This window comes from Enteractinococcus fodinae, from assembly GCF_031458395.1.
In the GTDB taxonomy this organism is placed as follows: Bacteria; Actinomycetota; Actinomycetes; order Actinomycetales; family Micrococcaceae; genus Yaniella; species Yaniella fodinae.
Window position 1 is genome coordinate 2,599,902 of the sequence record NZ_JAVDYJ010000001.1, and the last position, 24,532, is coordinate 2,624,433.

Below are 24,532 nucleotides of genomic sequence, written 5' to 3' on the forward strand. Positions count from 1 at the left end.
CCGGTAACACCGCAACGTTTACTGCCCCGTCCCCGAGTGTTCACGTCTCCGCACCGGGCAGGGCTGCTACGAGTCGTGCGAAACCGCGGTGGGGGCGGTCTTCGAGCGGCGCGTATAGCGGATGAGGTTGAGTGCCATGGCAGCGAAAATGATGAAGCCCATATAGCCCAACAAGGGGTAGACGGTGCCCACCAATTCGGTGAACCCAATGAAGCCGAACCCGAAGGCCACAAGCCCAACCACCACGGCGGCGATGCGGAAGTGCTTGGTTTCGACCGTAAAGAACCGTGCGGTGAACGAGTAGAACATCGGGACTGCCGTATTGAAGATCATTGCCAGCAGCACGACGGCCATCGCCACGCCGACACCCGGATGGATTTCGGTGGCCAGCATCAGCATCGGCATATCCGTGCCGACCAGGTCATCGATGTTGAGGTACATCGCCAGGTTGATAACCAAAGCGATCGCGCCTAGTGCGAGGCCGCCCAGTACAGCACCACGTTTGGCTGCCCGGTAGTTCTTTTCGGTGGCTCCAATCATCGCCATGATACTGACGGTGATGGTGACATTAAAGGACACGTGCAAAAATGCCGACAGCAACCAGTGCGGTGAGGCCAACTGGTCCTGGGTAGCTGCCACGGCTTCCAGATCAACACCCGTGGTGTCGGCGGTGAGAGCGGCATATCCGGCCAGCACGATCACCAGGACAAATGCGAAGGGGGCAAGACTGCTGATGACATTGAGTACCCGGCGCAGACTCAATAATAGGGCGAGGATCACCAGCACGGTCATGAGCACATACCCGATCACCGGTTCAATGCCGAACTGTTGGTGAAAGAGTGACCCGGCACCGGCGATCATAATGACGCCGACCCCAAAGAGGAAAAATGCTAAGAGCACGTCGATGACGGCCCCTAAGTATTTGCCGCAAATATGGTAAATCACGCTTTTGTGCGACCGGGCTTGGACCCGTTTACCGAGCACAATCAGGTAGTACCCCAGCAGCGGGTACATGACCATAGATACCAGGGTGCCAAGGATTCCCCACCAACCGTAGCCGGTGAAAAACTGTAAAATTTCCTGGCCTGAAGCGTACCCGGCGCCGATAATCGTGCCGATATACACTCCCGCGATGCGAAGCGTGTCTCTCAACGGGTCTTCCTTGGATGCTGAACGGGGCAAACTGTGCTCTCCTACCCTAACCGGTCGGTGAGTTACCTCTCCGGCGGTCGGCATCCTCCAAGTGTTTCCAGCGTGTCACCGGTCAGCTAGCATGCAACCAGGATTTTAGCCGCACAGCGCTAGGAGTAAACCGGTGGTTCGGAGATTGAGCTTGAGTCAAGCCCGTCGCGTCGCGATTGCCGCTCAAGGCTTAGAACGTGCACGGCCCGCCACAGTCACGCTGCGACATCTGACCGACACGATCAAACGGATCGGGCTGTTACAAATCGATTCGGTCAATGTGCTGGCCCGGGCCCACTTACTGCCGTTATTTGCTCGCTTGGGTCCTTATGACACCACACTGTTGGAACGGGCCACCGGGCACGCGCCGCGGCGCATTCTTGAAACGTGGGCGCACGAAGCCTCCTTTGTGCCAGCCACCACGTTCCCGTTGCTGACCTGGAATCGGCGACGCTGGTCGCGGATGGATCCGGTAGCTTTTGAGGCAAAACAGCCCGGCCTGTTGAGCTTGGTACGTGAGATCGCGACCGAACATGGGCCGCTGACCAGCCGCGAAATCGAAGCGTTTGTGCACCGCGATCAGGCCCGCCGACCCGAAGGGCACTGGGGTTGGTCGTGGAGTCCAGCAAAAACCGCCTCCGAGTTACTCTTCGATGCCGGAACATTCACCCCGGCTCGTCGCAATGCGCAATTTGAGCGCGTCTTTGATCTCACCGAACGCGTCGTGCCGCCAGCCATCCGCGAAACGCTGGACTGTCCCAAAGAAGACGCGATCCGAGAGCTAGTGCGGATCGCAGTGCGAGCACACGGGATCGGCACGGTGCGCTGCTTTGCCGACTACTTCCGATTCCCCCAGCGCGACACCGCCCGCGCCCTAGGCGAGCTGGAAGCCGTAGGCGAAGTCATTCCGGTTGAAGTGACCGGCTGGCAGCGCCCAACATGGATGCACGCCGGGGCGCGAGTGCCTCGCACGGTTGATGCTCAAGCACTGCTGGCGCCATTTGACCCACTGGTGTTTGAACGGCGACGACTCCTGGAGCTCTTTGGCATGCACTACCGGTTAGAAATTTACACGCCAGCGCACAAACGCCAATACGGGTACTACGTGCTGCCGTTTGTACTCGGCGAACACCTGGTCGCGCGGCTCGATCTCAAACACGACCGTTCCCACAACCAGCTGCTCGTTCGTTCAGCATTTTCCGAAGAACCCCGGACAGATGCTGGGGACCAAACGCCCTGGCCCGATCGCGGGGCGATCAGCCAAGCGCTCGCCGCTGAACTGTCCACCATGGCCACGTGGCTGGGTGCCGGTGAGGTGGCCGTTGAGGATCACGCCCCCGGCGATCTCACTGGCGAGCTGTCCGCGGCCCTTGAGTAACTAAGGGACCACCGGGTGCCCAGTCCAGGTAGTACCCGTTCGCTGGAACTGCCACCGCTGATGTGGGTCAGTTGCCAGATCTAACCAGTCGAGGCGGTCCAGTCGGATGCTGATCCAGGCGAACCGTTCAAATGCGGTGCGCGCATCTGGGGCATCAGCGGTCTCCAACGGGGTGCCCGGCGGCGCAGTCGGTGCATAGAGTTCCCGGCTGTGCGGTGCCAACGTGTCCCACACGCGGTGGCGCTCGGCGGGATCCTCGATGATCTGGGCTTGCCCTTCGGCGCGCAACTGCACCGATGTCGCCGCATCATAGAACATCAGCGCGACGGTAGGACGGGCCAGCATTTCAGGGAGCTTGTCTGAAGCAGTGTGGGTCGCGAAGTACACCCGTTCCGGGTCGGTGGCGAAGTCACGGATAATCACCGACCGAGCACGGGGCTGTCCCGCTGCGGTCACGGTCGCCAACGTTGCCAGGGTGAACCCGGTCCGCTGTGTCGTGGCAGCACGCAGCGATTCCCAAATCGATGCCAGCAGATCCTGATGGTCCATGGATAACTCTCTATAGACGCGCCAGTTAGAACCAGGTCTCGGCGAGGAGCTCATACGAGCGATCGCGCACTGCCGGATCATACGCATAAGTCACGGTGATCAGTTCGTCCGCACCGGTCCGTTCGACGAATGCTTCGAGTTCCTGTTTTACGGTGTGCGGGGTACCCACCGCTTTCATCCGAAGCATCGCATGATCTGCCGGACCGCGAGCGCTGAATTGCTCGGCGTTCAGTGGAGGCTGCAGCAGCCGGCGTTGGCCGGTCTGAATGTCTTGGAACATCTGCTCGACGACGGTGAACTCTCGTTGTGCTTCGTCGTCGTTGTCGGCCACCATGACATTGATGCCCGCCATCACGTACGGCTCCTCAAGTTCCGCTGTAGGGGCCGCGGGGTTGAAGGCGTCGCGGTAGACCTGAATGGCCTGATCCAGCTGATCGGGGGCAAAGTGCGAGGCCACCGAAAACGGTAGCCCGAGTTGGCCAGCAATGGAGGCCCCATTGACCGTGGAACCCAGCACCCAGATGGGCACGTTGGTACCCGCTGATACGGCGGAAACAATAGGCATGCTATAGGCCGTGCCATCTTCGGCAAACCAGCCCTGCAGGTCATAGATGTGCTGGGCGAACTGTTGCGGTTCGGCAGAGGAACGGCTCAAGGCTTGGGCGGTCATCATGTCGGTACCCGGTGCGCGCCCCAGACCCAGATCGATCCGGTTGCCGTGCATATTGGCCAGGGTTCCGTATTGTTCGGCAACCATCAGGGGCGCATGGTTGGGCAACATGACCCCACCGGAACCAAGGCGAATCTTGTCGGTGCACTGGGCGGCCTGGGAGATCAGCAGCGCGGTCGAGCTGGCCGCCAGGTTGGGCGTGTTGTGGTGTTCAGCGAACCAGATCCGGCGATAACCCCACTCATCGGCGAGCCGTGCCGAGTTCATCGAGGCCTCAATGGCGTCGCGGGCCGTCGAGCCTTCAGAGATGGAGACGAGATCGAGAATACTTAGCGGTACAGACAAGGTCGGAGTTTTCCTTTCGTGGGCACACACCCATGCGCCGTATGAGGTACTCCTCGCAGCCTAGCTGGCCTCGCCACTGGCTCGCATCGAGGGTGACCTTCCCCGTCATACGTTGCCGCTCTCGGCTAAGCAAGGATTAATCCGACGCCGCACGTGGCCAGTCCAGCGACCAAAAAGACCACTCCCACCCAGAGCAGAACAATCCAGCGGCTCGGTGAGGTTCGACCAGCGCCCATGGCCGAGAAGAAGAACCCTGCCGGCATCAGAATGGCGGCGATGAGCACTCCGGTGCGGCTCAGCCACAACCACCCGTCGGTCAGCGAGGTGGTCTCTGTTAAGAGGAGACATACTAATCCGAGGGTAATCAGCACACCGGCGTGTGCGTGTCCGGCGCGATAGAACGCCTTTTGAAAATCCGTGGCGGCGACACTGCCACGCAAGATTTGCAGCAATAGCCATCCGCCACTGGCGACCGTGATCGCGGCGAGGAGCACGATCCCAGCGGTGGTCTGTGCTGCAGGCGAGATCTCAAACATGGGGACCCCCTCGGGGTGAAGCGTTCGATACACGAATTATAACGCTGTTATGAAACCTGCGGCAGTACTATAGACTCGAAAAATGGCTCGCCCAAAAACCCACGACGACACGGTACGCCGTCGCCTGTTAGAAGCGGCTTCTGAAATTATTGCCCAACAGGGCGTTGACGCGTTATCCATGCGGAAAGCCGCCACAACAGCAAACACCACGACCACGGCCATCTATTCACTCTTTGGCGGTCGTGAAGCGCTCATCGACGCCGTCGTCACAGAGGGTTTTCAACGCTTCGCCGCGCACCTTCGTGCCGTGCCCCACACCGACGACCCCGACGCCGATCTGCTCGCGTTAGGCCGCTCCTACCGAATCAACGCATTAGAGAACCCGCATTTTTATCGCGTGATGTTCAACAACACCCTCGGGTCCTCCACGCCCGAACGCAGCGCAGCAACCTTCGACATGCTCGTCGATGCTGTTGCACGCGCCGCCCAATGCAGCCCACCCCAAGCGCAGAGCAGGGCTTATCGTTTATGGGCCTATATTCACGGTCTGGTGACCCTGGAACTCAGTGGTTTCACGACACCACCGAACGATAGCGACAATCGGGAACAAGCCTTCGTTGCAGCCTTACGCGCCTCGACATCATTATTCAGACACTGATAGGCGTTGCAACTGTCCCACATCGACATATTGACGCATCAAACTTACGAGAGGTTGAGCTTGCCACTAGTAGACCTGAGCCACCCGATGACCCCTGGCATGCCCGTGTATCCCGGTGACCCCACCGTTGCTTTCGCCCCGGCAGCCACGCTTGCCGATGACGGCGCTAATGTGTCAGCCCTGCGATTTGGTTCTCACACCGGCACTCACCTGGATGCTCCCTCGCATATGATCGCCGGAGGGCGCACGGTCGACCAGTTGAATCTGGCTGCATTGCAGGGCACGGCCTATGTGTTGCATACGCGATCAAACGAAACAGCAGCGCTCCGCGATCAACCCCTCGGGCTCTCCGATCTGGCGCCGATACCAGCGCAGCTTCCTAACATTGTCTGTATCGCCACCGGGTGGGACCGATACTTTCATGAGCCCGTCTATGAGCACCACCCGTACCTCGAACTTGAACTGGTCGAAGCGCTGTGGGACAAGGGCGCGCGGGTCTTAGGAGTGGATATGTTCAGCCCGGACCCGACGCACAGCACTTTGAGCGCACCGGTGCATGAATTCTGGTTAGGGCAGGACGGGATCATCGTGGAAAATCTCACCGGCCTTCAGCAGCTGCCAGAACGCGTGGAGATGACCATTCTTCCGCTGCCGCTGGCGGGACTCGATGGCTCACCGGTTCGGGCAATTGCGAGCTACCCCTAGCAGCCTCGTTCCGGGCGGCGATAAAATCGGCACATGGCTAACATTGCAAAAGAATTAGCGGACAGTTTTACCAACACCGGGGTGAAACTTGCCTACGGTGAACCCATTGAAATCGCCGGCACCACCATCGTGCCGGTTGCGGCTGCAAGCTATGGCTTTGGCGCTGGTGAAGGCGTTGCCGAAGGTGAGCACAACGAAGGATCCGGCGGTGGCGGAGGGGGCATGTCTGTTCCGGTCGGAGCGTACATCACCCGCAATGGGAAGACCCGGTTCGAGCCAAATCCGGTCGCCTTGATAGCCGTTTCGATTCCCTTTATTGGCGTTGCCGGATGGGCTGCGGGAAGAATTATTAAGGCGGCGAAACGCTAATCGCTGGTCCGTGTCACACTGAGGTCTATGGCCACAGAAATACGGCAAATAGAAACAGGCCGTAACTCAGGGCGGCCGCCACGGCGAAGATTTGGGACGGTGTAGACCACTGCCCGCGGATGGCTGCGATCAGCAAAGCAACCGTCAGCAGCGCCCAGACCAACGTGTGGCCAAAGCCAATAACGACACTGCGCAGACCCGTAGCTTCCGGAACATCCACGCCGTCACCGACGGTCGCAAAAATGACAGTAACTGTCAGGGCGCCTGCCGCGGCGATCCCATACCAGCGTCGAATTCGGGATCCTGTTGGTGTCGAAGCCGTCATGGCGCATCCTTCAACTCATCGCACGCATACACCGAGTAAGGCCATACCTTATATATGGGTGCAATCCCTCATGAGTGCCATAAACATACGTCGGTTGGCGGCGCATTTCAAGGGCTTTGCACGTGACCGTTGGGCGACCCCACTGACAGGTCGCTGAACAAAAGAGCTGGTAGTCAGAAACGACAAAAGCTCCGAAGAAAAACTTCGGAGCTTCCACCATCCCCGTCACCGATAGTGTCTTGAGGAAATTTGTGCGCGAGGGGGGACTTGAACCCCCACGTCCGTGAAGACACTGGCACCTGAAGCCAGCGCGTCTACCAATTCCGCCACTCGCGCGAATGACCTATGCTCACCAGCATCTGCTAGAAGCACGATCTATAGTATAAACACAACAGCGGCTTGAATGCTAATCAAGGGAATCCAAGGGCTGCCGATCCGGTTCTGACATCGCGCTTCGTGTATTGCCGGGCCCGATGTGCAAAAATGTAACTGCATGTGACAATTTCCCGGGACAGAACTACTCTGGGATATTTACCAGTGAGCCGTTCTGGCCACGCTGAAAGGAGTGCCGGAGTGGGCATGTTGGATGGTTTAGAGAACCTTCTCGAACGCACCGTGCGCAAAATCTTTTCGGCCGGTGGCTCCAAAAAGATTAAGCCCGTAGAAGTGACCAATGCGATGCGCCTGGAAATGGACCATCGCGCCGCCACGATCTCCGAGCAACGCACGCTGGTCCCCAACGTGTACACGATCGCCTTTTCGGAACAGGACTTCCCACAAGTTCAGCAGTGGGGTCGAGCGTTGGCTGAAGAATTATGCGACGAAGCAATCCGCCACGCCTCGGTGCAGGGCTATTCCCTGTCGGGTCCGGTGCGCGTCACGTTCGTCGCCGACGACCAGCTCGAGCGCGGCGACATGGAGATTACTTCAACCATTGAGACCGCCGATGATGTCGATCCCGGTCAACCCATCTCGTACTCACCGGACAAAGAAGTCAGTTCCCCCGCGGTGACTCCGCCGGCTGAAATGACGGACCCCAATGTACAAGTCGATCGCACCACCTGGCGTCCAGTATTAGAGATCGAAGGCACGCGTTACGCGATCAATTCCTCCTCAGCGGTCATCGGCCGCTCAGCGGATGTCGATATCACGGTGGCAGATCCCGGGATGTCTCGCCGACACCTGGAAATCCAGATCGCAGGAGACCGCGTCTCCGCTTTAGATCTCGGCTCCACCAACGGGTTTTATCTCAACGGGCAAAAGGCAGGCAACTCGGTAGATTTGCACCACGGTGATATTATTACCGCCGGTCGAACAACCATCGTGTTCCGCCTCGCCCCAGACACTTCAACCCAGGCACGGAGGTAGCCCGTGAGCGAATTGGCGATAACTGCGCTGCGGTTTGGGCTGCTCGCCCTACTGTGGATCTTTGTGTTCTCCGTAATTACCTCACAGGGCCGGTCGCTGCAGATTGCCCGGCCTGCGCGCTTGACCAAGCGCAAAAAGAAACCAGAGAAATCCGAACAGCCCTCCAACGTTTCCACCGATACGCCACCACCGCCCACTCGCGCGTTAGCCAGCAAGCTCGTCGTCACGGAAGGGCCCCTGGCAGGCCGGACGATTCCGCTCAACGGTCAACCCTTGTTGATCGGGCGCGCCCAGGATGCCGGACTCGTGCTGGAAGATGACTACGCCTCGGGCCGCCACGCGCGACTGTTCCCGCAGGGCAGTCGGTGGTTCCTAGAAGACCTGGGCTCAACCAATGGGACCTTCGTTCACGGTAACCAATTGACCCGGACGATGGCCCTTGAACCCAATGTGCCGGTGCGCATTGGTAAGACTGTCATGGAGCTCAGGGCATAACTATGGCTCTAGAGCTGAACTTCGCCGCGCGCTCTGACGTGGGACGAGTGCGCTCAAAAAACGATGACTCGGCCTACGTCGGTCGGTACTTAGCCGTGGTGGCTGACGGGATGGGCGGCCACGTCGGTGGTGACGTGGCGTCAGCCTCGGTCGTGCTCGACCTGGCTCCCTTAGACCGCAACGATCTGTCGGATCCGCAAACCGTCTTAGCCGATGAAATCCAATCGGCGAACCTGATTCTCAACGACCTGGTGCATGACAACCCCAAACTCGCCGGGATGGGCACCACCTGTACCGCCGTCCTGGTCGACAACAATCTGTTGCACATGGCCCACATCGGTGACTCGCGGGCCTATCGCGTCAAAAACGATGTCTTCGAACAACTTTCGGCCGATCACACCTTCGTGCAGCGGCTCATCGATGAAGGGCGTATCAAACCAGAAGACGCCGAATCTCACCCGCACAAGAACGTGTTGATGCGGGTGCTGGGTGATGTTGATGCTTCCCCGGAACTCGATGTTGCCACCTTCGAAACCCAACCCGGTGAACGCTGGTTGCTGTGTTCCGATGGCCTCAACGCGGTGGTGGATGATGCCACGATCGAAACCCTGCTTCGGGCGGATAAGCCCCTGGATGACATCTGCCGGGACCTGGTGGATGAGACCCTGAACCGCGGCGCCCCCGACAATGTGACGATCGTGGTTTTTGAAACTGCGGAAGCCCAAGTCACCGTCGAAGACCCGCCGCGCGCAGAAGAGCTCGCCGAATCGGCTCGTGAAGTCAGTCAAGCAAGCGACGGTGAATCCGTATCAGCCGCCCTGCTGCGCGCTGACCTCGGTTCACGACCCCACCTATTGGTGGGTGCGGCCGAGTTGGCCACCGACACCGACCAAATCCCGATTGTCACCCGCTCTTCATCGCAAAAGCGCGCCGCCGCACTCCTGCACGGCGCCTCAGATGCGGCAGCACCCGAACCCGCCGGCGCCTCCGAGCTCGACGAAGACGCCGTACCCACCGGTCGACGCACATGGCCGCTGCTGACCATGGTCGGGGTCTTTTTGATCTTATTTGCCACGTCCCTTGCCGTCGGATTTCTCTGGATTCGCGGTCAATACTATGTCGGCTCGGTTGACGACCGGGTGGCCATCTATCAGGGTGTGCCACAATCGCTCGGACCGCTCGAGCTGTCCTCGGTCGAAGAGGCCACGGAAATTCCGCTATCCCGGTTGCCCGGATACAGCCGGCAACGTGTCGAAGCCGGGCTGCCCGCCCAGGATCTCAACCATGCCCGCGAGATCCTGATGGATCTCGAAACCGCCCTGATCCCTGAAGCCCCGCCGGTCTCCCCCACCGATCAGCCTGATGACTCCAATATTCCACTGGCATCCAACGGCGTCACCACATCGGCTTCCATTGCTGGTGCAGCCGCAGGTGCCACAGGAGGCAACCCGTAATGGCCCACACTCTTGACGCCGTCGAAACCGAAGACCAGCCGGTCAAAAAGCCACTGCGTATCACTGAACTGATACTGCTGGTCATGGCTGTGGCCATCGGTTCAGGTGCTTACATGCTGTCCGGGTTAGGGATGGATCAGCCCCTGGAGACCCACTACTGGATCCAACTGGGGGTCATGGCCGCCCTGGCGATCGCCTTCCATCTCGTATTGCGCCTGCGAGCCCCCTGGTCAGATCAGTACATCATGCCGTTAGCCCTGTCGCTCAACGGGTTGGGGCTGGCGATGATTCACCGGCTTGACCTGGTCCCCCCGGGTGGGAGTGCGGCCAATAATCAGTTGTTGTGGACGGCCTTGTCGATCATCATTTCGATGGCGCTGGTCTGGTTCATCATCGACTACCGGCACATGCGCCGCTTCACCTACGTGTGGCTCTTGGCCTCGGCGATCTTACTGGTCCTGCCGTTTTTGCCGTTCATCGGCATGGAGATCTATGGTGCCCGCATTTGGGTGAACCTAGGGATTGGGTCGTTCCAGCCCGGTGAAGTCGCCAAACTGACCCTGGCCATCTTCTTTGCCTCCTACCTGAGCGCCAACCGCGATCTGATCCTGTTAGCGGGTCGGAAGCTCGGCCCGCTAAGCTTCCCACGGCTGCAAGATCTTGGCCCGCTGGTCGTGGCCTGGCTGGTGTCCATGGGCGTGTTGATTTTCCAACGTGACCTCGGCTCAGCAGTGTTGTTCTTCGGACTCTTCATGGCCATGATTTACCTGGCCACCGCACGTTTATCCTGGATCATCCTGGGACTCCTCGCGGTCGGAGCCGGCGGTATTATCGCCTTCAACCTATTCCCACACGTCCAAGCACGCATTGACGGGTGGCTCAACGCGTTCGATATGGACATGATCTACGCCGAGCACGGCTCCCACCAAGTCGTCCAAGGCCTGTTCGGGCTGGCTTCGGGCGGATTATTTGGCTCTGGGCTTGGCGAAGGCCGCCCGGATCTCGTGTTCGCGGCCAACTCCGACATGATCATCGCGTCCTTTGGTGAAGAGCTCGGCCTGGTCGGATTGACCGCCATTTTGTTGATCTTCTTCGTCCTGATTACTCGCATTATGCGTATCGGCCTGTCAGCCCGCGACGCCTTCGGCAAACTGCTCGCCGCCGGGCTGGGCTGCGCCATGGCGATCCAAATTTTCGTGGTTGTCGGCGGGGTATTGCGCGTCATTCCACTGACCGGACTCACCACCCCGTTCATGGCCGCGGGTGGCTCGTCACTGTTAGCCAACTGGATGATTATCGGGCTAGTGTTATTAATTTCGCACACCGCCAACCGCCCAATGCAGGCCGGCCCCATGGTCAACGCCTCGGGCTTTGGGGCGGGCACATCAGTACCGGGACAACCAGTAGAGGCGGGTGAACGCTAGTGAATGAATCCATCCGATACGCCTGGTTTGGTATCGTCGCCGCGTTCCTCGTACTCGTCGGGGCCGCCAGCTACGTCCAAGTCATTGGCGCCGACGACTTACGCACCCACGAAGCCAACTCGCGGGAACTCTACAAGCAATTCGGTGGCCCACGCGGACCAATCTTGGTCGATGGGGACCCGATCGCTGAGTCCGTGCCAAGCGAATCCACGAGCTTTGACTACCAGCGGGTGTATCACGATCCCAACCTGTATTCGGGGCTGACCGGGTTCTACTCCCTGGCCTACGGCCAAACCGGGTTGGAACAACGCCTCAATGACTGGTTGTCCGGCTCCGCAGACGACCTCTTTATCGAACGCCTACGCCAAACTTTCACCGGTGCCGAAAACCCCGGCGCATCCGTTGAACTGACCATCGACCCGCAACTTCAAGAAGTCGCATACAACGCGCTCCCCGAAGGCATTGAGGGGTCGGTGGTTGTCTCCGAGCCCGATACCGGACGGATCCTGGCGATGGTCGCGCGCCCAAGCTACGACACCAACCTGCTGGCCGTGCACTCGACCACGCAGGCCTCAGAAAACATGGACGAGATCGTCGAGTCCGGGGTGTCGCCATATCAGAACCGGCCGACCTACGATATCGCCCAACCCGGTTCGACCTTCAAACTGATTGACGCCATCGCGATGCTCGAGTCCGGCGAGTACTCCCCCGGTGGTTCCATCCCGGTGCCCAACGAACTGCCCCTGCCGCAAACCAATAACACCATCTCAAACTTCCGGGGCGGGATCTGTGATCGGCGCGATTCGGCCGACTTCACGTGGATTTTCGCCCAGTCCTGTAACACCCCGTTCTCGCAAGCCGCGATGGACCTGGGCCAAGACGCCATCCTTGATGTCGCCGAACGCTTCGGCTTCAACGACGACTCGATCAACATTCCGCTGTCGGTCACCGCGTCGCACTTCCCTACCGAAGACATCCACGATGCAACCCTGGCGCAGTCGGTGCTGGGTCAGGTCGACGTTCGTGCCACCGCGTTGCAAATGAATATGGTCGCCGCCGGGATCGCCAACGATGGGACCGTCATGCACCCGCAACTGGTCGACACCGTGCGCGGACCGGATCTTAACGTGCTAGAAGAAACCCAGCCCGAAGTGTATTCAGAAGCGATCACTCCGGATGTCGCCGAGGATATGACAACGATGATGCTGGAAGTGGTCCAATCGGGTACCGCCATGCCGGCGCGTTCCTCGATCCCGATCGCCGCGAAAACCGGTACCGCCGATATCGGCGAGACCGGCAAGGTGAACTCGTGGATCACCGGGTTCGCACCCGCAGATGACCCCCAGGTGGCCGTCACCCTGGTATATCAAAACACGGATTACTCGGTGGGCAGCCAGCTCACCGCGACGAACCTTAAGACAATCGTGGAGGCGGTGGTCGAACAGTGAGACCAATATCGGGAATGACGCTAGGCGGCCGATACGAACTGACCGATCGGATCGCCATCGGTGGCATGGGCGAGGTCTGGAAGGCACGCGACACCGTGCTCGGCCGGATCATCGCCATCAAAATTTTGAAGGAAGAATACACCGGGGACCCCAATTTCCTGCGCCGTTTCCGTGCCGAAGCCCAACACACCGCCCTGCTCAACCACCCCGGCGTGGCCAACGTCTTTGACTACGGCGAAGAAGAAGGCTCCGGCTATTTGGTTATGGAGCTGGTCCCCGGGGATCCGCTCAGCGCTATTCTCGACCGCGAAAAAGTCCTCTCACCCGACCGCACCCTGTCGATCATCGCCCAAACCGCCCGCGCGCTGTCCGCCGCCCACGCCCAAGGGCTGGTCCACCGCGATGTGAAACCCGGCAACCTGTTGATCGACGCGAAAAACCGCGTCAAAGTCACCGACTTCGGTATCGCCCGCCTCGCCGACCAAGTCCCACTCACCGCCACCGGCCAGGTCATGGGGACCGCCCAGTACCTGGCACCAGAACAAGCCACCGGCCAACAAGCCACCGGGTCCTCCGATATCTACTCCTTGGGCATCATCGGTTACGAAAGCTTAGCCGGCCACCGGCCCTTTACCGGCGAGTCTCAGATCGCGATTGCCCTGGCCCAAGTCAACGATGACCCACCGGAACTGCCGGAATCGATTCCCGAACCGGTGCGCGCGCTGATCATGTCGATGCTGTCCAAAGAAGCCGAGGACCGGCCGGCCGACGCAGATAAACTCGCCACCGCAGCCGAAGCGTTGCGCCGTCAAGACACCCAAGCCGCGATCAACGCGGTGCCCGGCATGGTCCCGTTCATCACCTCCGGCGGCTTTGATTCTGATGCCACCCAGGTCATCAATACGCAAGAATTCCAAAGCGCGGCTGACCCCGACGCGACCCAGGTCATGTCTGATATGCCGACCGAGGTCTCGGATTCCACCGCAGCGCTTCCGGTCACACCGACCGATCTGACTGCGCAGTCCAGTGAACTCAGCGCCAGCGCACTGCCTGATGAAGAAGCCGGTGCCTACGACGAGAACGAAGCAACCGGCTCTCATGCCGAGGATGGCGAGAAGAAACGCAGCCCGTGGTTCTGGCCGATTATCGGTGTGCTCATCCTGGCGTTGCTGACCGGAATCGGCTTTTGGGCCGCCTCGTTGGGCTCTGATGAAGAACCCGAGCCTGAACCCACCGAGACCGTCGCGACTGTGGAGCTCGACGCCGACGACTACCTCGGTCGTGACATTGACGAGGTCGAAGAAGAACTCGAAGAACTCGGTTTCACCGTCGACCGGGTCGAGCGCCAGGACACTGAACCGGCAGGCACCGTGTTGGCGCTGAGCCCGACCGGTGAGGTCGAAGAAGGCTCGGAGATCCGGGTGAGTTTCTCTGATGGCACCGGGGAAGACCCCGCTCCTGAACCAGAACCTGAGCCAGAACCAGCGCCGACCACGCAAGCTCCGGCTCCCCAGCCAACCACTCAGGCGCCCGCGCCGGCACCTGAACCAGCGCCCACCACGCAACAACAAGCACCGCCGACGACCCAACAACCAGCTCCGACCCAGACGACCCAAGAGCCAGCACCTCAGCAGCCCGAGCCAGATCCTGACCCCGACCCTGATCCAGATGCTGACCCTGATCCCGAACCGGATCCTGGGACAAATAATGCAGACGAGGTCACTACGCAGTCTGTGCCTGCAGAATCGCCAGACAACGATCCCACCGAAGACTAAAAGAAATCTAATGAAACATGTACTGTTCTATCCTCGGACCCTCGCGGCACATGAAAATGCTGCATAGCGTCCGCTAAGGAAAACCGTGTCACAACAACGAGTTATCAATGAGCGTTATGAAGTCGGCGAGCTAATTGGCCGCGGCGGGATGGCGGACGTCTACCTTGGACGTGACGTCCGACTAGGTCGTGCCGTCGCCATCAAGATGATGCGCCCCGACCTGGCCCGCGACCCACAGTTCCAAACGCGTTTCCAACGTGAAGCCCATGCCTCGGCTGCGCTCAATCATCCCAATATCGTGGCAGTCTTCGACACGGGTGAGGAAGAAATCCCACCCAACGGCGAACACGCCGGGCTGGCACTGCCCTACATGGTCATGGAATACGTGAACGGCGACACCCTGCGCGCACTGTTGCGTAAGGACGATGTCAGCATCGACCAGGCCGTCGAGTGGACCGAAGGGGTCCTCGGGGCAGTCGCGTACTCGCACGAAAACGACATTGTGCACCGCGATATCAAGCCCGGCAACGTCATGGTTGATGAAGCCGGCACCGTCAAGGTCATGGACTTCGGCATCGCCCGGGCGCTATCGGATTCATCGGCGACGATGACCCAGACCCAGGCCGTGGTTGGCACCGCACAGTATCTATCCCCTGAACAAGCCCGCGGCGAGACCGTTGATTTCCGGTCAGACCTTTACTCGGTTGGGTGTTTGCTCTTTGAACTGCTGACCGGTCGCCCACCGTTTGTTGGTGACTCGCCGGTCGCCGTTGCCTACCAGCACGTCCGTGAGGAACCGCCCGCGGCGACCTCACTGAACCCAGACATCACACCGGCACTGGATTCGGTGCTGAAAAAATCTTTAGCCAAGGACAAGAACGACCGCTTCCAAACAGGCAAAGAATTCCTGACCGCGCTTCGGTCCGCGCACTACGATGGTGTGCCAGTATCCGAAGATGCGTCCACGACGGTTATTCCACCGGCCGTGATCCCCGCCGATGCGGAACCGACCCAGGCGATGGGGTCAATTTCGGCCCAAGACGACTCGATCTTTGAACCCCGTGAAGAGCTACCCGAGTCCTACGAGCGGACCGGCCAGTTCGAAGCAGCCGAAGCCAAACCACCCAAGAAACGCCGCCGCGGATGGTTAATTGCCCTGCTGCTGATCCTACTTTTGGGTGGTGGCGCGTTTGCCGGGTGGTGGTTCTGGAATGAGGCCGAACAGCGCCGCATCGAGGAAAACCAAGTTGATGTGCCAGACGTGTCCGGCATGCCCGAAACTGAAGCCCAGAACGCGCTGACAACCGCAGGGTTACGGCCGATCTTAGAGTACGAACACAGCGATGACATCGAACGAGATCACGCGATCGGTACCGAGCCAGACTCCGGTACGACCATGGAACGTTACGACGAGATAACCCTGAACATCTCGCTGGGACCTGATCAAGTTGAGATCCCCGAGTCCCTGCAAGGCGCCTCCGAAGCGACGGTACGCGATACCCTCGAAGACCTCGGACTGACCGTTTCTGACGTGTCATACATGAACTCTGCGACGATTCCACGCGACCGCCTGGTTGATACCAACCCTGCCCTTGGCTCGACAGTTCCCCACGGTTCCACGGTGGCTCTGAAGATGTCCTCGGGCGAAGTTGAAGTACCTGACCTGCGCGGGCTGACCGAAAATCAGGCACAAGAAGCCCTCAGCGGCCTTGGCCTCAATCTCAGCGTGAACGTGATGGAAGCCGACGAGGAAGAGGGCAGGGTCTTCGCTCAAAACCCTGACCCAGGAAGCTCGATCGCCCAGGGCAACACAATCGAGGTCAACATTGCTCAGACACCCGTAGAGGAAGAAGAGCCGGAAGAAACTGACTCCCCATCCCCGGATGAGGAAAACAGTGACGAAGAAGCCGATGAGGAAGCAACCGAAGATTCCCCATCACCTGATGAAGACAACACGGATGATGAGGATAATGAAGCTGGTGGACCTCCGCATGGCGGGATTCACGAAGAGGGCCACGAGCAAGTCCGTGACTGGAACCGTGGACGCGGTCGAGGTAACGACTAACTCCACCTGCCCTGCCGCATCTTAACGAAAAGTGCCCGCCTCTTCACTGAGTGGCGGGCACTTTGTTCGTTGTGAGGCCTGCTATTCGGCCAGCATCTCACGAACCATGGGGATGACCCTGGAACCATACAGCTCAATGGAATCCATCATGTACTCGTGTGGTAACCGGCCGTTGCCGTATTTCATCCCAAACCGGGTCGCGCCCAGGGTCTGGACCGTGTTGGCGATCTTGCGGGCCACCGTCTCAGGGGAACCTAGGTGCAGCGCACCCTGGCGCACTTCTTGGGCGAACTGGTCGGGTGTCGGCGAGGGCCAACCGCGTTCCGCGCCCAGCACCGACATGGAGTTGTGCCAATACGGATAGTAGCGTTCCATAGCCAGTTCGTCGGTTTCCGCGACGAAACCATGCGAGTGCACCGCCACACGCCGGGGATCGAAGCCGTTTTGTTCAATGTGCTCGTGGAAAAGCTTGACCAGCGGAGCGAACCGCTGTGGAGCGCCACCGATGATTGCTAGTTCGAGTCCCATGCCGTACTTTGCGGCACGGACGACAGACTGTGGTGAACCACCGACCGCGACCCAGGTGGGTAGACCGTGCTCGTGTGCTGTCGTGGGGAAAATCGAGTAATTGTCCAGCGGTGCCCGGGTGGTGCCCGACCAGCTGACGGGTTCCTCGCGTCGAATGAGATCAAAGAGCTCGAGTTTTTCTTCGAATAAGACTTCGTAGTCTTTCAGGTCATAGCCAAACAGTGGGAAGGATTCGATGAAGCTGCCTCGGCCCAGCGACACTTCCGCGCGACCAGACGTGATGCCATCAAGCGTTGCAAAGCGTTGGAAGACTCGCACCGGATCATCGGAGGACAACACGGTCACCGCCGAGATTAATTTGATGCGTTCGGTTTGGGCACCGATTCCGGTGAGGACCACATCGGGAGCCGACACCGAATAGTCAGGGCGGTGGTGTTCACCGACGCCAATGACATCGACGCCGACCTGGTCGGCGAGTACGCCTTCAGCCACCACATTTCGCAGAACTTCGGGATGGCTCAGCACGCGGGTGCCTTCAACGTCTTGGGTGATATCGCCGAAGGTGTGCAGCCCGAATTCAACGGCCCCATCGGGCAGGGATTCAGCGAGGTGATGAGATGGATTTGGAGTTGGTACAGAAGTAGTCATAACAACATCAACCGTTCGACTCGCGGAAACATTCCTTCAAATCTGAACTACCGGTTATTCGCTGGGTGAGGCGCCGGTATCCAGCGTGGCGTCGGAGAAAAACCCGAACTCGGCGATCCACGGGTAGACGAATTCCATAAGCACCACGATGACACCAGCCAACAGGCCCAGTACCAGAAGCCATCGGAACCAGGTTGGGCCGGGTAAGACATAAAATAACCAGGCGTACACGCTATGCCCCCTCAGTCATGCTGTGGACGGAGTCGGCGATTTCGGCCGGTGGCCCCTCATGAAGCGGGACAAAATCGACTTGCTCAGCGTGGGTGATCATACGCTCCAACACCGTATACGGCGGATGGCAGGTGGTGAGCGTAAGCCACTGGCCGTCGGCCGGACCGCCGGGATTCATTGGGTTGGGATCGAGCACTTCGACCGCGGTGGGTTCAACGATGTGCACCTGCCGCGTCTCATAGACCCACCACCCGTTGGCAGTTTGCAGGTACATTCGGTCGCCTTCTTGCAAGGTGTCCATATCCCACAGCACCGCCCCATAGGTCTGGCGGTGCCCGGCGAGCCCGAGGTTGCCGTCTTCACCCGGTCCGGGAGCATTATCGTAGCGACCTAAGACGGCAGAGTCGATCTCGGGACCAGTGCCGTCGAGGACGGGCACCGAGTAGTCGGCACCAAAGCGTGGAATATATAGCAGTCCCCACGCTTCCCCGGGTGTGCCCGGTACAGCCGGGTCCGCCCCGGAGCCGTCGAATCCACTATAGTGCTCGTCAAATGACTCGATGATGACCTGGCGGTGGGCTTGAGCCTCACGATTGGCACCCAGATTAGTCCAGTACAACTCCCACACCACAAATAGCAGGACGAACAGACCTGCGGTGATCAGCACTTCGCCCAGGACACCAAGAAAAGTGGGACGCGGAGGACGTTTGCGCCGGTTGTCTCGCTGGCGCTGCTGCCGACGAGACAGCGGCTGATAACCGACTTCTGACACTCGGCGGTTCCTCCAACTCAAGATACGCTGCGGCACCTTACGGGTGCACGTAGAATACTGACAGTAGTATACGCCCCTTGTCGAACAGGATATCCATTGGCATCATCGAAGAAGCGCCCGTCTCGTACGCAACAGTCTGATCTTGACGCCGAGCTGATGGCCGCAGACGATCAGCCGCAACCCTTGCCGACATGGTACAAAGCCGTGATGTTCGGCCTGCTGATCGTAGGACTGGTCTGGATCATGGTGTTCTATCTGGCGCCGGGCGGCCAGTGGCCTATCCCAGGTATTGGTGGCTGGAACATCATCGTTGGGTTCGGTTTAGCCATGATCGGGTTCATCATGATGACCCGCTGGCGCTAGGTTTCCCACAAGCCGTCCCCAAGTTACACACATGTAATTCTCCACATTGTGAATAAACCTGTGGATAACTTTGGGGATAGATGCTGGCGCGCTAAGTTATCCACAGAATTTGTGGATACAATGTGGAGAAGCGGTGGACAACTGTGGGAAATCCACAGAGTCTACCGGCCCAGCACAGCCTGGCTATCGATGAGCAGCCCACCGAGGAATGTGAGCGCGATCAGTAGGATCGCGACGAGCCCCAGTCCCAGCCAGGTGCGCCGGTTGGCACGCTTGCGGGTTTCGGGAGTAGAACCGGCCGAGGCAAGCTTTTTATCGGCTAGCACCACAGGCGTGGATGCGGCCAGGCCAGTCAGGAATCCGCCGAGATGGCCCTGCCAGGATATGCCAGCGCCGATGAAAGAAAACGCGAAGTTGATAACAATCAGCACGGTGATACCGCGAGTGTCAGCACCCAGTCGGCGACCGATCATCCACAGTGCTGCAAACAGGCCGTAGACCGCGCCCGAGGCACCGACGACCGCGGAGTTGGGGGCAGCGAGGAACAGGACTGCCACCGCTCCCCCGAAGGCTGACAGCACGTACAGGGCAACGAATTTTGCTGCACCTAAGAATTGTTCAATTTGCCGACCAATGAGCCATAGCACGGCCATGTTCAGCAGCAGATGCAACGGGGTGGCCATCGAGTGCACTAATGCCGAGGTCAGCATCCGCCAGGGCTGAAACAGCGATTGGCCGGTCAGTTGCGAGAGCTCGAGGGCGACCCACGAGGTGTGGAGCGGTGAATAGAGAAATAAGTTATAGACATCGGGAAAACCTGGGATGAGTTGCCCTGCCCACTGCAGCGCATACACCAGGGCGGTAATCCCGATAATGATGTAGGTGGCCAGCGGAACGGCTTGGCCGTGTCGATTCGTAAAACGCGGGGCGCGCTGTTCACGTGGTAAAGAGCGCTGGTGTTCTTTGACGCAGTCAACGCATAAGACGCCTACCTGGGAGGGGCGTTGACAGTCGGTGCAGACCGGACGGTTGCACCGTTGGCACCGAACATATGTCACCCGGTCCGGGTGCCTGGGACACACCGGCTGTTCTGCCGAGGGGTCGTGATAGGCACCAAACGAGGGACCGGATGACATATGGGGGCTTTCTTTAGAGTTCGGTGATTTCGATCGTTTCGATGACTACGTCGTTGACTGGACGGTCCTGTGGACCGGTTGGGACGGAGTTGAGTTCATCGACGACCTTCTGGGAATCTTCGTCAGTGACTTCACCGAAGATGGTGTGACGGTTCTGCAAGTGCGGAGTCGGAACCGAAGTGATGAAGAACTGGGAGCCGTTGGTGCCTGGACCGGCGTTGGCCATAGCCAGTTTGTAGGGCTCGTTGAAGTCGAGTTCTGGATGGAATTCATCTTCGAACTGGTACCCGGGGCCGCCGATACCGCGTCCGAGTGGGTCGCCACCTTGGATCATGAAGTCGGCGATGATGCGGTGGAAGATGGTGCCGTCGTAGAGGGCAACACCGTTCTTCTTCTCGCCGCTGGCCGGATCGGTCCACTCTTTCTGACCGGTCGCGAGACCGACGAAGTTATCCACGGTCTTGGGCGCATGGTTGCGGAACAGATCCACAGTGATGTCGCCGCGGTTGGTTTTGATGACAGCTTTATGTGTAGCAATACTCATGATCGCCATTCTCGCATTATCTGGGGGCAAGGCACACTCTTGCGTCAGTCCAAGTACCAGATCATTCGCCCATGGCCTAAAGAAATGCGCGATATCGCTGGCAGATCGTGGCAAGGAAGCACGTGACAGCGTAACCTAGGGGTAGTCAATCCCCTATTCTGGAGGTAAATATGTTCGGACGCTCAAAGTCCAAAGCACCATCGCTGGGAGACTCTGTCTCTGAAGCCGCATATCAGGTTCGGGATTGGGCCGAACATGTGTGGCAGGACTCCGCACATCGCGCCGCGCCGGTTGTCGATGCCGCTTCGAAGAAACTCTCTGAAGCCGCACATAAGGTCGGCGATGCTGCATCGAACTTCCAACATAAAGTCCAAGATGACTACATTCCAACTGCCGCTGGTCAGCTAGCCCCGGTTGCCGCCGGCGGTGCCAAAGCTATTAAAGCCACCGAGCTGCCACACTTCGTCAACGACACCATCACTCGGGTCACTGGCGATAAGAAGGCGGGCCGGAAATTACAGAAAGCCGCTGAACAGTGGGCCAAACAGACTGAAAAACAGCTGAAAAAACAGGCGAAGAAAAACAAGAAATCTCGCCGCGGCCTGCTCGTCGTTGGCATTACCGTCGCGACTGCAGGTGCCGCATACGCTGTATGGCGTTTATCGCAGCCGGTTGAGGATCCGTGGACAAACCCCACACCGCAGCCGCTGAGCAACTAAGCGAACACACACAAAAAATCCTGGCTGGTGCTTCGAGGAGCACCAACCAGGATTTTTTTATGTCAGATTGCCTATTTTTCGTCGTCTTCTTCGACAACCGCGGCACCACCGGTGCGCACCCACTCATCGACCTCTGACGCTTTGAATTTCCACAAACGGCCAATCTTATGTGCCGGCATGGAGCGATCATTGATCCAGCCATAAATGGTGTGCTTGGTAACACCAAGGTGTTCGGCAATGTCGTCGGCGGACATCCAGGGTTCGATCATGATGGCTCCTTGCATATTGACCAACTACTTTAACCAAATTCTAACCTACCAAACCTTACCAGCCTAGACTTTTCCACATACGCGAACACGTTACACCGTGTTATCTAGGCAACTGGCATAGTTGAAAGGACAAACAACAACCGCAAAGCAACCAGACCGCTATGGGTTCGACCGCTTTTTCGGCGCAAAGACCTTATCTGGCCGCCCGGCATCTACCAGTTTAAGATCGTCTCAGTTTGGGTTTAAACTAACTCGACAGCGTTACAGCCGTTCAACAACCACTACGACTCAACTAAGTAACGCATCGGCCTTACAATACTGGTCGAAGCTTGAAAGCTCCTGCATACCAGGTCTAAAAACGCTGCACTGACGGAGAGGTGCGTGGCGTTTCCAAAGAATGGGTGTCGGTGAGGTCATCTAAGCTGAAAGGATGGAGCACACCAATCTGCTAGACGAAACCGCACTGATTTTTGAAGGCGGCGGTATGCGCGCCTCCTATACCTCCGGCATGGTGGTAGCCCTGTTGGAGCAAGACATCCACGCCCCATTTGTAGCCGGTATCTCGGCGGGGGCGTCAAATACCGCAAACTATTTATCCTGTGATGGTCCGCGAGCGCGCCGGTCGTTTACCGATTTTGCTGCTGACCCAAATTTCGGTGACTGGCGAACTTTTCTACGCGGCAAAGGTTTATTCCATGCGGAGTACATTTATGAGCATGCCGGCATGCCTGGGATGCCGTTGGAGTACAACTGGGAGGCCTTCCAGCGTCACCGAGCGGACTTTCGGATTGGTGGCTTTGACATAAAATCTGGCGACACCGTGTGGTGGGGACGAAAAGACACGCCCAAGATGGAAGATCTGATGCGCAGAGTGCGCGCATCCTCAACGATGCCGATTGTGATGCCTCCGGTGCCCATTGACGGCCGGACCTACGTTGATGGCGCATTGGGTACCGATGGTGGAGTGCCGCTGTCGATTGCCGAAGAACTTGGATATGAACGATTTCTCGTCGTGCTGACTCGCGAGCGGGAATATCGCAAAGCTCCCGAAAAGTTTCCGAAATTCTACTTGACGTATTTCCGCAGGTATCCAGCGGTGGCCGATGCGCTGCTCACTCGGTGGTGGCGCTATAACCAGACCCGCGAAAAACTCTTTGAGCTACACCGAGCGGGCAAAGCGTATCTCTTTATCCCCGAGGTGATGCCCGTGGCCAATGGGGAGCGCAACGTCAAAAAGCTTCACTCAGCCCACGAACTTGGGCTCGACCAGGCGCGCCGCGAGATGCCGGCGATCAAGGAGTTCTTGGGGCTGGACTAAACGCTGGGCGGAGACCAGGTTAGTTGTCTTGGCCCTCTGGTGTTTCACGCGTTTCACGGGTCGTGGTGCCATCGTCGAACAGGCGACCTAAATGGTCCAGTGTGGACAGCATCGAACCGTACAACGGCCAGTGAATCTGGGGTAGATCAGCTTCCGAAGACATTTCTGAGACCAGTTCATTGAGGCGTCGACGCTGAGCCGTCACGTTGCCGTCGGGGTCTGCGATAGCTTCCCCAAGATGGTGAGCGACCTCGACCCAGCCTTCACGGAAGCGTTTGTCCCAATCGCCGACCGCCCAGGTGGCTTCCCGGATGGTGCGGGTCATGTTCCGTAAGTGCGAGATGGCTTCATCAATACGATTGAGGACCTCTTCGTAATCGATGTCGTTGTCTTCGTCGCGGATCTTACGCTGGAGCAGTCGTCGTGGGTTCTCGCGGCGGCTTTCCCGAGCGAGCCGAACCATTTGCCAGGCGGAATTGAGTTCGTCGTTCATCGAGTGGGTTTCTTCGATCCACTCGTCGGCCTGATCGATGTCCCACTTGTCGGCGAACTCATCGGCCATATCGACGAGGACCGCACCCATTCGACGGTTCAAACTGTCCACATACCGGCCGGCCTGTTTATCCCGGAGCGGTGGCAGCACCAACATGTTGACCAACACGCCGATGCCGACTCCAACGAATAATTCCAAAACCCGGTCGCCGAACATGGGCTCATCGGCGGTGAAAATAAAGATCGCGGTCGTGGCGATGGCTACGCCTTCGTGGCGGATCCAGGAAAGTCTGGCGCCCATGAGGCCCACGAACATCGCTAAAGCGAACGTCCAGATGTTCACTTCCCAGAAGTGCATGATGAGAGAGGCCATCCCCATTCCGACCAGGGTGGCCACAATGGTTTGAGCCCCGCGCGACAGGGACCGATGCACTGTGGCATGGACGGTGAGCAGCGCCGTCCACGGTGCCAAAAACGCGACTTCCGAATCGAGCACACCGATCGAAATCGCCCAGGCGGCAGTCGCGGCGATGACGGCTTTAATCGCCAACAGGAAGTCCGAGGTGGTGCCGGGTTCCTTGAGTCGCCTGATAATGCGAGTGCCCAGGGACTCGGGGCGGTCCTCGAGTTCATCGGTGGTGGCGCGATCGACCGAAGAATCGGAGTGTTGTTCTTTTGAAGTCATGCACAAGCCCCTCTCTGTCCACCGTCTTGCGCCATGCATTACTAGCACGGCTCACTGACGAAACCACCTTATATGAAGGTG

Annotated in this window: 26 protein-coding genes and 1 tRNA gene; 14 read left to right on the forward strand and 13 right to left on the reverse strand. The window is 58.8% G+C overall.

All coding sequences use genetic code 11. The features are described 5' to 3' along the window. Positions 1-66: 66 nt before the first annotated feature. Positions 67-1,152, reverse strand: a complete 1,086-nt coding sequence (locus tag J2S62_RS12140) for a YkvI family membrane protein (protein WP_310175096.1) — start codon at positions 1,150-1,152, stop codon at positions 67-69. Positions 1,153-1,333: 181 nt separating this feature from the next. Here J2S62_RS12140 and J2S62_RS12145 point away from each other — a divergent pair, with 181 nt between their 5' ends. Then, positions 1,334-2,560 carry a winged helix-turn-helix domain-containing protein gene (locus J2S62_RS12145; RefSeq protein WP_310175098.1) on the forward strand — a complete coding sequence of 409 codons (1,227 nt, stop codon included), beginning with the start codon at positions 1,334-1,336 and terminating at the stop codon, positions 2,558-2,560. Here the strand turns inward: J2S62_RS12145 and J2S62_RS12150 are convergent, their stop codons facing one another. From J2S62_RS12150 to J2S62_RS12160, 3 genes are all read right to left on the reverse strand, one after another. Beyond that, positions 2,561-3,109 (reverse strand): pyridoxamine 5'-phosphate oxidase family protein, encoded by a 549-nt coding sequence (locus J2S62_RS12150; RefSeq protein WP_310175100.1) that lies wholly within the window; start codon positions 3,107-3,109, stop codon positions 2,561-2,563. 25 nt (positions 3,110-3,134) lie between these two features. Further along, the gene (locus J2S62_RS12155; RefSeq protein WP_310175101.1) at positions 3,135-4,124 is read right to left on the reverse strand and encodes an LLM class flavin-dependent oxidoreductase; all 990 of its coding nucleotides are present in this window, start codon (positions 4,122-4,124) and stop codon (positions 3,135-3,137) included. 125 nt (positions 4,125-4,249) lie between these two features. Next, on the reverse strand, positions 4,250-4,660 hold the full coding sequence (locus tag J2S62_RS12160; protein ID WP_310175103.1) for a hypothetical protein: 411 nt from the start codon (positions 4,658-4,660) through the stop codon (positions 4,250-4,252). Between the two features lie 82 nt (positions 4,661-4,742). On the opposite strand from J2S62_RS12160, the gene J2S62_RS12165 reads away from it, so the two are divergent. From J2S62_RS12165 to J2S62_RS12175, 3 genes are read left to right on the forward strand one after another with little or no spacing between them, the layout of a single operon-like run. Continuing rightward, entirely contained in the window at positions 4,743-5,318 is a 576-nt protein-coding gene (locus J2S62_RS12165; RefSeq protein ID WP_310175105.1) for a TetR/AcrR family transcriptional regulator, read from the forward strand. A 60-nt stretch (positions 5,319-5,378) separates the two neighbouring features. Continuing rightward, positions 5,379-6,023, forward strand: coding sequence for a cyclase family protein (locus J2S62_RS12170; protein ID WP_310175108.1), 645 nt, complete (start codon positions 5,379-5,381; stop codon positions 6,021-6,023). A gap of 33 nt (positions 6,024-6,056) precedes the next feature. After that, complete coding sequence (locus tag J2S62_RS12175; protein WP_310175110.1) at positions 6,057-6,392, forward strand: spore germination protein GerW family protein; 336 nt, start codon at positions 6,057-6,059, stop codon at positions 6,390-6,392. A gap of 25 nt (positions 6,393-6,417) precedes the next feature. Here the strand turns inward: J2S62_RS12175 and J2S62_RS12180 are convergent, their stop codons facing one another. Next, positions 6,418-6,717, reverse strand: a complete 300-nt coding sequence (locus tag J2S62_RS12180) for a hypothetical protein (RefSeq protein WP_310175112.1) — start codon at positions 6,715-6,717, stop codon at positions 6,418-6,420. Between the two features lie 252 nt (positions 6,718-6,969). Then, positions 6,970-7,053 (reverse strand) — tRNA-Leu (locus J2S62_RS12185). A 243-nt stretch (positions 7,054-7,296) separates the two neighbouring features. Between J2S62_RS12185 and J2S62_RS12190 the strand changes: the two genes are divergently transcribed. The 7 genes from J2S62_RS12190 to pknB all read left to right on the forward strand — a co-directional run bounded on the left by J2S62_RS12190 (position 7,297) and on the right by pknB (position 16,746). Beyond that, complete coding sequence (locus tag J2S62_RS12190) at positions 7,297-8,085, forward strand: DUF3662 and FHA domain-containing protein (protein WP_310175114.1); 789 nt, start codon at positions 7,297-7,299, stop codon at positions 8,083-8,085. A 3-nt stretch (positions 8,086-8,088) separates the two neighbouring features. After that, positions 8,089-8,580, forward strand: coding sequence for an FHA domain-containing protein FhaB/FipA (locus tag J2S62_RS12195; protein ID WP_310175116.1), 492 nt, complete (start codon positions 8,089-8,091; stop codon positions 8,578-8,580). Between the two features lie 2 nt (positions 8,581-8,582). After that, a complete protein-coding gene (locus J2S62_RS12200) occupies positions 8,583-10,034 on the forward strand; it encodes a PP2C family protein-serine/threonine phosphatase (RefSeq protein WP_310175118.1) in 1,452 nt (483 codons plus the stop codon). Next, complete coding sequence (locus tag J2S62_RS12205; protein WP_310175120.1) at positions 10,034-11,458, forward strand: FtsW/RodA/SpoVE family cell cycle protein; 1,425 nt, start codon at positions 10,034-10,036, stop codon at positions 11,456-11,458. Before J2S62_RS12200 ends, J2S62_RS12205 begins: the two co-directional genes overlap by 1 nt. Next, positions 11,458-12,906 (forward strand): penicillin-binding transpeptidase domain-containing protein, encoded by a 1,449-nt coding sequence (locus tag J2S62_RS12210; RefSeq protein ID WP_310175123.1) that lies wholly within the window; start codon positions 11,458-11,460, stop codon positions 12,904-12,906. The genes J2S62_RS12205 and J2S62_RS12210 overlap by 1 nt, the downstream gene beginning before the upstream one ends. Continuing rightward, positions 12,903-14,681 (forward strand): protein kinase domain-containing protein, encoded by a 1,779-nt coding sequence (locus J2S62_RS12215; RefSeq protein WP_310175125.1) that lies wholly within the window; start codon positions 12,903-12,905, stop codon positions 14,679-14,681. Before J2S62_RS12210 ends, J2S62_RS12215 begins: the two co-directional genes overlap by 4 nt. Before the next feature lie 85 nt (positions 14,682-14,766). Beyond that, the gene (pknB, locus tag J2S62_RS12220) at positions 14,767-16,746 is read left to right on the forward strand and encodes a Stk1 family PASTA domain-containing Ser/Thr kinase (RefSeq protein ID WP_310175127.1); all 1,980 of its coding nucleotides are present in this window, start codon (positions 14,767-14,769) and stop codon (positions 16,744-16,746) included. 81 nt (positions 16,747-16,827) lie between these two features. Here the strand turns inward: pknB and J2S62_RS12225 are convergent, their stop codons facing one another. The 3 genes from J2S62_RS12225 to J2S62_RS12235 are packed head-to-tail and all read right to left on the reverse strand — an operon-like array spanning position 16,828 to position 18,925. Continuing rightward, positions 16,828-17,922, reverse strand: a complete 1,095-nt coding sequence (locus J2S62_RS12225; RefSeq protein ID WP_310175130.1) for an LLM class flavin-dependent oxidoreductase — start codon at positions 17,920-17,922, stop codon at positions 16,828-16,830. A gap of 54 nt (positions 17,923-17,976) precedes the next feature. Continuing rightward, a complete protein-coding gene (locus tag J2S62_RS12230) occupies positions 17,977-18,153 on the reverse strand; it encodes a hypothetical protein (protein ID WP_310175132.1) in 177 nt (58 codons plus the stop codon). A 1-nt stretch (position 18,154) separates the two neighbouring features. Next, the gene (locus J2S62_RS12235) at positions 18,155-18,925 is read right to left on the reverse strand and encodes a class E sortase (RefSeq protein WP_310175134.1); all 771 of its coding nucleotides are present in this window, start codon (positions 18,923-18,925) and stop codon (positions 18,155-18,157) included. Between the two features lie 96 nt (positions 18,926-19,021). Here J2S62_RS12235 and J2S62_RS12240 point away from each other — a divergent pair, with 96 nt between their 5' ends. After that, positions 19,022-19,288 carry a cell division protein CrgA gene (locus J2S62_RS12240; protein WP_310175137.1) on the forward strand — a complete coding sequence of 89 codons (267 nt, stop codon included), beginning with the start codon at positions 19,022-19,024 and terminating at the stop codon, positions 19,286-19,288. A gap of 161 nt (positions 19,289-19,449) precedes the next feature. Here J2S62_RS12240 and J2S62_RS12245 read toward each other — a convergent pair whose 3' ends face one another. Then, complete coding sequence (locus J2S62_RS12245; protein WP_310175139.1) at positions 19,450-20,424, reverse strand: rhomboid family intramembrane serine protease; 975 nt, start codon at positions 20,422-20,424, stop codon at positions 19,450-19,452. Positions 20,425-20,437: 13 nt separating this feature from the next. Next, entirely contained in the window at positions 20,438-20,968 is a 531-nt protein-coding gene (locus tag J2S62_RS12250) for a peptidylprolyl isomerase (RefSeq protein WP_310175141.1), read from the reverse strand. Positions 20,969-21,138: 170 nt separating this feature from the next. Between J2S62_RS12250 and J2S62_RS12255 the strand changes: the two genes are divergently transcribed. After that, complete coding sequence (locus J2S62_RS12255; protein ID WP_310175143.1) at positions 21,139-21,687, forward strand: hypothetical protein; 549 nt, start codon at positions 21,139-21,141, stop codon at positions 21,685-21,687. A gap of 71 nt (positions 21,688-21,758) precedes the next feature. On the opposite strand, the gene J2S62_RS12260 is transcribed toward J2S62_RS12255, so the two are convergent. After that, the gene (locus J2S62_RS12260; RefSeq protein WP_310175144.1) at positions 21,759-21,956 is read right to left on the reverse strand and encodes a helix-turn-helix domain-containing protein; all 198 of its coding nucleotides are present in this window, start codon (positions 21,954-21,956) and stop codon (positions 21,759-21,761) included. A 430-nt stretch (positions 21,957-22,386) separates the two neighbouring features. Here J2S62_RS12260 and J2S62_RS12265 point away from each other — a divergent pair, with 430 nt between their 5' ends. After that, positions 22,387-23,274 (forward strand): patatin-like phospholipase family protein, encoded by an 888-nt coding sequence (locus J2S62_RS12265; protein ID WP_310175146.1) that lies wholly within the window; start codon positions 22,387-22,389, stop codon positions 23,272-23,274. 19 nt (positions 23,275-23,293) lie between these two features. On the opposite strand, the gene J2S62_RS12270 is transcribed toward J2S62_RS12265, so the two are convergent. Beyond that, positions 23,294-24,451 carry an FUSC family protein gene (locus tag J2S62_RS12270; RefSeq protein ID WP_310175148.1) on the reverse strand — a complete coding sequence of 386 codons (1,158 nt, stop codon included), beginning with the start codon at positions 24,449-24,451 and terminating at the stop codon, positions 23,294-23,296. Between the last annotated feature and the right edge of the window lie 81 nt (positions 24,452-24,532).